The following is an 8,715-nucleotide window of genomic DNA, read 5'->3' as shown; positions in this document are numbered from 1 at the left end:
GCCGCCGCCGCCCTGGCCTGCCGCGCCGCTCCCGCCGCCCTGACCCACCGCGCCGTCGCCCTGGCCTGCCGCGCCGTCTGCGTCGTCCTCGGTGGCGGGCGCCCGAGTTGCGGAGCAGAGCGCGGGGCCATCGCCGACCAGGGCGTCGAGGCGGTGGGCGACCCCGGCCAGGTCCTCGACGGTCAGGCCGAGGGACAGCAGCTCCCGGACGACCCGGACGCGCTGCACGTCCCGCGGCGCGTACTCGCGCTGCCCGGACGCCGTGCGGGCCGGTGGCGGCAGCAGCAGGCCGCGCTCCTCGTAGAAACGCAGGGCGCGCGGGGTGGTGCCCGCCGCCGCTGCCGCGTCACCGATCCGCATCGGCACACCTCTCAGATCTCGACGACCACCGAGCCCAGGTGCTCGCCGGCCAGTAGTCCCTGCAACGCGCGGGGCCCGCTCTCGATGCCCTGGAAACGGGTGTGCGGGAAGGCGATCTCGCCCGCCCGCAGCCATCCGCCGAAGCGGCGCGTCCATTCGGCGCGCGTCTCCGGGTCCTGTGCGAGGACGCCGCGCAGCGACGTCCGCTTGCGGATCAGTTCGAAGAGGTCGAGCTCGACGGGCGCGGACGTGCCGGAGCCGTCCGGGGCGAGCTGGCTGGCGAGCGTCCCGACGAGGGCGACGCGGGCGTCGTGGCCGGTCGCCCGGAGGGCCGCGCGGAGCTGCTCGCCGCCGACGTTGTCGACCACGACGTCGATGCCGTCGGGCGCGGCCTTGAGGAGCCCGTCTGCCGTCGAGGCGTCCTCGCGGGACAGGGCCGCGTCGTAGCCGAGTTCGGCGACCAGGCGCCCGGCCTTCGCGGGGGAGCCGGTGGTGCCCACCACGCGTCCGGCGCCGAGCAGCCGGGCGACCTGCCCGGCGAGCGAGCCGACGCCGCCCGCCGCGCCCGTGACCAGCACGGTCTCGCCCGGACGGACCGGGGCCTCGCGCGTCAGCGCCGAGTAGGCCGTGACGCCGGGGGCCAGGTGGGCCGCCGGATCGGGCAGCTCGTCGTCCAGCCGGACGTACCGCCCCTCGGGCAGCAGCGCGTACTCGCGCCACCCGGACATGTGCGACACCAGGTCGCCCGGCCGGACGGACGCGCCGTCCGGCGCGGACACGACCTCGCCCACGGCCGCGCCGACCAGGGTGTCGCCGGGCCGCAGCCGGGGCATCGGCGTCTCGCCGTCACCGGCGCCGACGAGCATCCGCAGGCCCGGGAAGACGTGGAAGACGAGGTTCCGGACGAGCACCCCCTCGCCGTCCGGGACGGGCGTCTCGACGATCTCGAAGTTCTCCGGCCGGGGCAGCCCGGCCGCCCGCGACACAAGGCGGATCTCACGCATCACACGCACTCCAGAAGGGGTCGGGAACCGGGCGACGCTAACCCCTGACGCGCGCGTCAGAGGCAAGTCGTTAGGGGTGCGTTAAGCGCCCGCTGGGCCGCGCTAAGGAAGCGTCAATGCCCGACAAACAGGGAGGTACCAGGCGCTTTACTCCGTGTGGGCCCCCGCAAGGAGGGGCTCCCCGGAGAGCGGAGGAGGACCGCGATGGAGCGCCCGGAGGAGGCCGCCTGGCCGATGGCCTGCGGCGTTCTGACCGTCTTCGTCCTCGCCGTGGTGCTGAAGTCCGCGCCGTGGCCGTGGGGGTACGCCGCCGTCGCGGCGGCCGTCGGGGCCGGGCTGGCGGCGGACGCCTCGCCCGCCCCGTGCGGGTGCGGCTCGGGCCACCCGATGCCGTCCCGTCCGGACGAGCGTGCCGAGCCGCCGCCCCTGGTGCCGCGGCAGCGGACGGCGGCATCGCGGGAGGCGCCTCGCGCCCCCGGAGACCGGGTCCGGGGCGGCTCACCGTCCCCGGAGACTTCGACAAAGGAAAACGGAAGCGATGAGTGACGTCGGGTTCGTCTTGCTGACACTGGTGGTCTTCACCGTGTTCGGCCTGGTGGTGAAGGGCGTGGAGGAGCTTTGACCGCCGAGAACGCGGTCGGGCTCGTCCTGGCCGCCGTGGTTTTCGTCTTCCTGGTCGCCGCCCTGCTGTACCCGGAGAGGTTCTGATGAGCACGACCGTCGCGGGGGCGCTGTTCGCGGCGTCCCTGGTGGTCGCGATCGCGGCCGTCTACCGGCCGCTCGGCGACCACATGTACCGGGTGTACGCGGGGACGCGGCACCGGCGGGTCGAGAAGGCCCTGTACCGGCTGGTCGGGGTCCGTCCGGACGCCGAGCAGACCTGGGGCGTGTACGCGCGGAGCGTCCTGGCGTTCTCCGTGGTGAGCGTCCTGTTCCTGTACCTGCTGCAGCGGGTGCAGAACCATCTGGTGCTGTCGCTCGGGTTCAAGCCCGTGGCGTCCGACCAGGCGTGGAACACCGCGGTCAGCTTCGTCACCAACACCAACTGGCAGTCCTACTCGGGTGAGACGACGATGGGCCACCTGGTCCAGATGGCCGGGCTCGCCGTGCAGAACTTCGTCTCGGCCGCCGTCGGCATGGCCGTCGCGATCGCGCTCGTCCGGGGCTTCGCCCGCAAGAGGACCGACCAGCTCGGCAACTTCTGGGTGGACCTCGTCCGCGGGGTGCTCCGCATCCTGCTGCCGATCGCGTTCGTGGGCGCGCTCGTCCTGATCGCGGGCGGGCTGATCCAGAATTTCGGCTCGGGGCACGACGTGACGACCCTCGCGGGCCGGGCCCAGCACCTCACCGGCGGGCCGGTGGCCTCGCAGGAGGTCATCAAGGAGCTCGGCACCAACGGCGGCGGCTTCTACAACGCGAACTCCGCGCACCCTTTCGAGAACGCGGCGACCTGGACGAACTGGTTCGAGATCTTCCTGATCCTGTGCATCCCGTTCTCGCTGTGCCGCACGTTCGGCCGGATGGTCGGGCAGAACCGGCAGGGCTACGCGATCGTCTCGGTGATGGCGACCCTGGCGGTCGTGAGCCTCGTCCTGACCAACGTGTTCCAGCTCATGCACCACGGGACGGTCCCCGTGGCGGCGGGCGCGTCCATGGAGGGCGTCGAGACCCGCTTCGGGGTCTCGGACTCGGCGACCTTCGCGTCGGCGACCACGCTGACCTCGACCGGCGCCGTGGACTCCTTCCACGACTCCTACACGAGCCTCGGCGGCATGATGACGATGTTCAACATGATGCTCGGCGAGGTCGCGCCCGGCGGCACCGGATCCGGCCTCTACGGGATGCTCGTCCTCGCCGTCATCACGGTGTTCGTCGCCGGGCTGATGGTCGGCCGCACCCCCGAGTACCTCGGCAAGAAGATCGGCGCGCGCGAGATGAAGTTCGCGTCGTTGTACTTCCTGACCACGCCCATGCTGGTGCTGTTCGCGACCGGGCTCGCCCTCGCGCTGGACGCCGGCCGGGCCGGGATGCTGAACGGCGGCGCGCACGGCCTCAGCGAGGTCCTGTACGCGTTCACCTCGGCGTCCAACAACAACGGCTCGGCGTTCGCGGGACTCTCGGCGAACACGGTCTTCTACAACACCGCCACGGCCCTGTGCATGGCCTTCGGACGGTTCGTCCCCATCGTCCTCGTCCTGGCGCTCGCCGGGTCGCTCGCCAGGCAGGGCGGCACCCCCGAGTCGGACGGCACGCTGCCCACCCACCGGCCGCAGTTCGTCGGCCTGGTCGCGGGCGTGACCCTCGTCCTCGTCGCCCTCACCTTCCTGCCCGCGCTCGCGCTGGGCCCGCTGGCCGAAGGAATCCACTGATGACCACACAGACCCTCGAGGCCCCCGGTCGGGCCCCCGAGCCGCCGCGGCCCCCGGCCGGGGTGCGGGGCGGGCTGCTCGACCCGAAGCAGCTGCTGAGGTCGCTGCCGGACGCCGTCCGCAAGCTCGACCCCCGCACGCTGTGGCGCAACCCCGTCATGCTGATCGTCGAGATCGGCGCCGCCTGGACGACCGTCCTCGCCGTCCTGCACCCGAGCTTCTTCGCCTGGGCGATCGTCGTCTGGCTCTGGCTGACCGTCGTGTTCGCCAACCTCGCCGAGGCCGTCGCCGAAGGACGCGGCAAGGCGCAGGCGGACGCGCTGCGCAAGGCGAAGACGGCCGCCAAGGCGCGCCGCGTCCTGGACTGGACGCCGGGCGCGACCACCCTGCGCGAGGAGGAGGTCGGCGCGCCCGACCTGCGGCAGGGCGACGTGGTGGTGGTCGGGGCCGGGCAGACGATCCCCGGTGACGGCGACGTCGTCGAGGGCATCGCCTCGGTGGACGAGTCGGCGATCACCGGCGAGTCCGCCCCGGTCATCCGCGAGTCCGGCGGCGACCGGTCGGCGGTCACCGGCGGCACCCGGGTGCTGTCGGACCGGATCATCGTGCGGATCACCCAGAAGCCGGGCGAGTCGTTCATCGACAAGATGATCGCCCTGGTGGAGGGCGCGAACCGGCAGAAGACCCCGAACGAGATCGCGCTGAACATCCTGCTGGCGGCGCTGACGCTCATCTTCGTGATGGCGGTCGCGACCCTGCAGCCGATGGCGATCCTCTCCAAGTCCAACAACCCGGGCGTGGCCGACACGCTCTCGCTCGACGCGCACGGGGTGACCGGCGTCGTCCTGGTGTCGCTGCTGGTCTGCCTCATCCCGACGACGATCGGCGCGCTGCTCAGCGCGATCGGCATCGCGGGCATGGACCGGCTCGTCCAGCGCAACGTCCTGGCGATGAGCGGACGCGCCGTCGAGGCGGCGGGCGACGTCAACACGCTGCTGCTCGACAAGACCGGCACGATCACGCTGGGCAACCGGCAGGCGTCCGACTTCGTCCCGCTGGACGGGGTCTCCCCGGCCGAACTGGCCGACGCGGCGCAGCTCTCCAGCCTCGCGGACGAGACGCCCGAGGGCCGCTCGGTCGTCGTGTACGCCAAGGAGCACCACGGCCTGCGCGAACGCCACGACCTCGTGCATGCGGGAGAGCGCGGCGGCGGAGCCGCCTCCGAGGAGCATGGCGCCGCCGCCGAGGAGTGCGACACCGCGGGCGAGGAGCGTGACACCGCCGGAACCGGGATCTCCGGCGTGAGCGCGGACGGGAAGATCCATTTCGTGGAGTTCTCCGCCGCGACGCGGATGAGCGGAGTGGACCTCCCCGGCGGCGGCCAGATCCGCAAGGGCGCGGCGAGCGCGGTCGCCGACTGGGTGCGCGAGCGGGGCGGGACGGTCCCCGAGCAGCTCGGCCGGATCGTGGACGGCATCTCGGCGTCCGGCGGCACCCCGCTGGTCGTGGGCGAGTCGGTGGACGGCACGACCCGCGTCCTCGGCGTCATCCACCTCAAGGACGTCGTCAAGGCCGGGATGCGCGAGCGGTTCGACGAGATGCGCCGGATGGGCATCCGGACCGTCATGATCACCGGCGACAACCCGCTGACCGCCAAGGCGATCGCGGAGGAGGCGGGCGTCGACGACTTCCTCGCCGAGGCCAAGCCGGAGGACAAGCTCGCCCTGATCCGCAGGGAGCAGGACGGCGGACGCCTCGTCGCGATGACCGGGGACGGCACCAACGACGCCCCCGCCCTCGCCCAGGCCGACGTCGGCGTGGCCATGAACACCGGGACCTCGGCCGCCAAGGAGGCCGGGAACATGGTGGACCTGGACTCCGACCCGACCAAGCTCATCGAGATCGTCGAGATCGGCAAGCAGCTGCTCATCACCCGCGGCGCGCTGACCACGTTCTCCATCGCCAACGACATCGCCAAGTACTTCGCCATCATCCCGGCGATGTTCGTGGTGCTGTTCCCGGGCCTGGACGCGCTCAACATCATGCGGCTGCACAGCCCGCAGAGCGCGATCCTGTCCGCGGTCGTCTTCAACGCCCTGATCATCGTCGCGCTGATCCCGCTCGCCCTGCGCGGCGTGGTGTACAAGCCGTCCAGCGCGTCCAGGCTGCTGAGCCGGAACCTGTACGTCTACGGCGTCGGCGGGATCGTCGCCCCCTTCCTTGGCATCAAGATCATCGACCTGCTCGTCCAGTTCCTCCCGGGGATGTCCTGACATGCGTACTCCAAGCTGGATCCGGCGGCACCTCGCCGCCGTCCGCGCCCTGCTCGTCCTGACGGTCGTCCTGGGCGTCGCCTACCCGCTCGCGGTGTGGGGCGTCGCCCAGGTTCCGGGGCTGCGGTCGCAGGCACGAGGCTCGCTGGTCTCGGCCGACGGCCGGACGGCCGGCAGCTCGCTCGTCGGCCAGTCCTTCACCGACCGGAGCGGCGCTGCGATCACGAAGTACTTCCAGAGCCGTCCGTCCATGGCGGGCGACGGGTACGACCCGACCGCGACGGGCGCGAGCAACCTCGGCCCCGAGAGCATCGTCGACACGCTGCCCGACCCCCGGCTCGTCGCGGCGGGCAAGACCGACGAGAAGGCCAGGACCAGCCTGCTGACCACCGTCTGCACCCGCAGCAAGGCGGTCGGCGCGCTGGAGGGCGTGGACGGGAGCCGTCCGTTCTGCACCCGGGACAGCGGTGTCGGCGCGGTGCTCGCCGTGTTCGGCGACCGCGACCGGCGGGGCCGGGTCCCGCACCCGACCCGCGTCATCAGCGTGAACGAGCAGGACGGCGTCGTGAAGGCGCCCTTCGTCGCCGAGTACGACGGCGTGAGGGTCGAGCTGGCCAAGTACGGCGAGGACTACTCCAAGGGCCTCGTCGTCCCCGTCCGGGGCGACGCTCCGGGCAGGCCCGCCGTCCCGGCCGACGCGGTCACCGCCTCCGGTTCCGGTCTCGATCCGCACATCTCCCCGGCGTACGCGGAGATCCAGGTCAGGCGGGTCGCCGAGGCCCGGCACGCGGACGTCGCGGCGATCCGCAGGCTCGTCGACCGGTACACCTCGGGACGCGACCTCGGGTTCCTCGGCGAGCCCCGGGTGAACGTCCTCGACCTGAACCTCGCCCTCGACCGGCGGTACCCGGTCAGGTAGGCCCGGCGGGGGAGGAGGAGCGGGAGGTTCGATGGGGCGGGGTCGGCTGCGGGTCTACCTGGGCGCGGCGCCGGGCGTCGGGAAGACGTTCGCGATGCTGTCGGAGGGACGGCGGCGACTGGACCGCGGCACCGACGTGGTCGTCGGGTACGTCGAGACGCACGGCAGGCCCCGCACCGCCGAACTCCTGGACGGGATGGAGGTCGTGCCCCGCAGGACCGTGGAGTACCGGGGCACGGCCTTCACCGAGCTCGACACCGACGCGGTCATCGCCCGCCGTCCGCGGGTCGCGCTGGTGGACGAGCTGGCGCACACCAACGTGCCGGGCTCCGCGCGCGCCAAGCGCTGGCAGGACGTCCAGGCGATCCTGGACGCGGGGATCGACGTCGTCTCCACGGTGAACGTCCAGCACCTGGAGTCGGTCAACGACGTCGTCGAGCGGATCACCGGCGTCCCGCAGCGGGAGACCGTCCCGGACGAGGTGGTCCGCCGCGCCGACCAGGTCGAACTGGTCGACATGACACCGGAGGCGCTGCGCCGCCGGATGGCGCACGGCAACGTCTACGCGCCCGAGAGGATCGACGCCGCGCTCGGCAACTACTTCCGGATCGGCAACCTGACGGCGCTGCGCGAGCTGGCGCTGCTGTGGCTCGCCGACAAGGTGGACGACCAGCTCGACCGGTACCGGGCCGACCACGAGATCCGGCGGACGTGGGAGGCCCGCGAACGCGTCGTGGTCGCCCTCACCGGCGGACCGGAGGGCGACACGCTGATCCGCCGGGCCGCGCGGATCGCCGCGCGGACCAAGGGCGCGGACCTGCTGGCCGTGCACGTCGCCCGCGACGACGGCCTCACGGGCGCCGCCCCCGCCGCGCTCGCCCGCCAGCGCACCCTGGTCGAGAGCCTCGGCGGCAGCTACCACCAGGTCGTCGGCGCGAACGTGCCGGACGCGCTGCTCGACTTCGCGCGCGGCGTCAACGCGACGCAGCTCGTGCTCGGCGCGTCCCGGCGCGGACGCGTCGCGCAGGTGTTCTCGCGCGGCGTCGGCGTGACCACGGCCGCGCGGTCCGGGGCGATCGACGTCCACCTGGTCACGCACGAGGAGGCCGGCCAGGGCCGCCGGTGGAAGGCGCTGCGGACCGCGTGGGGCGTCCCGCGGCAGCGGCGGCGGGCCGGGTTCGCGCTCGCCGCCGTCCTGTTCCCGCTGCTGACGTTCGCGCTGGACCGGACGCGGGCGGAGTTCTCGCTCGCCGGCGACATCCTGCTGTTCCAGGCGGCGGTGGTCGGGGTGGCCCTGTTCGGCGGGTTCTGGCCCGCGCTGTTCGCGGCGGTCGGCGGGTCGCTGCTGCTGAACTACTACTTCACCCCGCCGTTCCACGAGTTCACCGTCCACGAGCCGGAGAACATCCTCCAGCTCGCGGTGTACGTGGTCGTCGGGCTGACCGTGTCGACCGTCGTGGACGTCACCGCGCGCCGGGGCCGCGAGGCCGCCGCCGCGCGCGCGGACGCCGAGGTGCTCTCCACGCTGGCGGGCGACATCCTGCGCGGCGGGGACGACCGTCCGCTCACCGCGATCCTGGAACGGCTCCGCGAGACGTACGCGCTCACCACCGTGACCCTGCTGGAACGCGCCGCGCCGGACAACCCGGACGGCGCCCGCGACCCGGCGGCCTGGACGGTCGCCGCGAGCGTCGGCGGCGAGCCGTGCACCGCGCCGGACGAGGGCGAGGCGGACGTGCTGCTGGACGACGGCGCGCTCGCCCTGGTGCTGCGCGGCCGGACGCTGCCCG

At 73.0% G+C, this 8,715-nt stretch carries 8 protein-coding genes; 6 read left to right on the top strand and 2 right to left on the bottom strand.

Going from position 1 to position 8,715, the window contains the following annotated elements; genetic code table 11:
• Together DZF91_RS32800 and DZF91_RS42780 are read right to left on the bottom strand one after the other, a co-directional pair.
• Nucleotides 1-360, bottom strand: a 360-nt coding sequence (locus DZF91_RS32800) for a MerR family transcriptional regulator (RefSeq protein ID WP_117360933.1), incomplete at its 3' end; no start/stop codon positions are given.
• A gap of 11 nt (nt 361-371) precedes the next feature.
• Nucleotides 372-1,364 (bottom strand): MDR family NADP-dependent oxidoreductase, encoded by a 993-nt coding sequence (locus DZF91_RS42780; RefSeq protein ID WP_117360932.1) that lies wholly within the window; start codon nt 1,362-1,364, stop codon nt 372-374.
• Between the two features lie 204 nt (nt 1,365-1,568).
• Between DZF91_RS42780 and DZF91_RS32790 the strand changes: the two genes are divergently transcribed.
• The 6 genes from DZF91_RS32790 to DZF91_RS32765 form a co-directional block, all read left to right on the top strand.
• Nucleotides 1,569-1,910: a hypothetical protein gene (locus tag DZF91_RS32790; protein WP_117360931.1), complete on the top strand. Its 342-nt coding sequence runs from the start codon at nt 1,569-1,571 to the stop codon at nt 1,908-1,910.
• A gap of 72 nt (nt 1,911-1,982) precedes the next feature.
• Complete coding sequence (locus tag DZF91_RS32785) at nt 1,983-2,072, top strand: potassium-transporting ATPase subunit F (protein WP_117360930.1); 90 nt, start codon at nt 1,983-1,985, stop codon at nt 2,070-2,072.
• A complete protein-coding gene (gene kdpA, locus DZF91_RS32780; RefSeq protein ID WP_117360929.1) occupies nt 2,072-3,733 on the top strand; it encodes a potassium-transporting ATPase subunit KdpA in 1,662 nt (553 codons plus the stop codon). Before DZF91_RS32785 ends, kdpA begins: the two co-directional genes overlap by 1 nt.
• The gene (kdpB, locus tag DZF91_RS32775) at nt 3,733-6,006 is read left to right on the top strand and encodes a potassium-transporting ATPase subunit KdpB (protein ID WP_117360928.1); all 2,274 of its coding nucleotides are present in this window, start codon (nt 3,733-3,735) and stop codon (nt 6,004-6,006) included. Before kdpA ends, kdpB begins: the two co-directional genes overlap by 1 nt.
• A gap of 1 nt (nt 6,007) precedes the next feature.
• Nucleotides 6,008-6,925: a potassium-transporting ATPase subunit C gene (locus DZF91_RS32770; RefSeq protein ID WP_117360927.1), complete on the top strand. Its 918-nt coding sequence runs from the start codon at nt 6,008-6,010 to the stop codon at nt 6,923-6,925.
• A gap of 31 nt (nt 6,926-6,956) precedes the next feature.
• Nucleotides 6,957-8,715: sensor histidine kinase (locus DZF91_RS32765; RefSeq protein ID WP_147341501.1), on the top strand; the 1,759-nt coding region annotated here is incomplete at its 3' end.

Origin of the sequence: Actinomadura logoneensis (assembly GCF_003428695.1) — a bacterium.
Taxonomy (GTDB): domain Bacteria; phylum Actinomycetota; class Actinomycetes; order Streptosporangiales; family Streptosporangiaceae; genus Spirillospora; species Spirillospora logoneensis.
Note: the sequence above shows the minus strand (reverse complement) of the source record. Positions and strands in the feature narration are given on the sequence as shown.

What these genes read in the sequence shown, in the direction of transcription:
- DZF91_RS42780 (WP_117360932.1), bottom strand. Translation starts at nt 1,364, where the DNA reads ATGCGTGAGATCCGCCTTGTGTCGCGGGCGGCCGGGCTGCCCCGGCCG.
- DZF91_RS32790 (WP_117360931.1), top strand. Translation starts at nt 1,569, where the DNA reads ATGGAGCGCCCGGAGGAGGCCGCCTGGCCGATGGCCTGCGGCGTTCTG.
- kdpA (WP_117360929.1), top strand. Translation starts at nt 2,072, where the DNA reads ATGAGCACGACCGTCGCGGGGGCGCTGTTCGCGGCGTCCCTGGTGGTC.
- kdpB (WP_117360928.1), top strand. Translation starts at nt 3,733, where the DNA reads ATGACCACACAGACCCTCGAGGCCCCCGGTCGGGCCCCCGAGCCGCCG.
- DZF91_RS32770 (WP_117360927.1), top strand. Translation starts at nt 6,008, where the DNA reads ATGCGTACTCCAAGCTGGATCCGGCGGCACCTCGCCGCCGTCCGCGCC.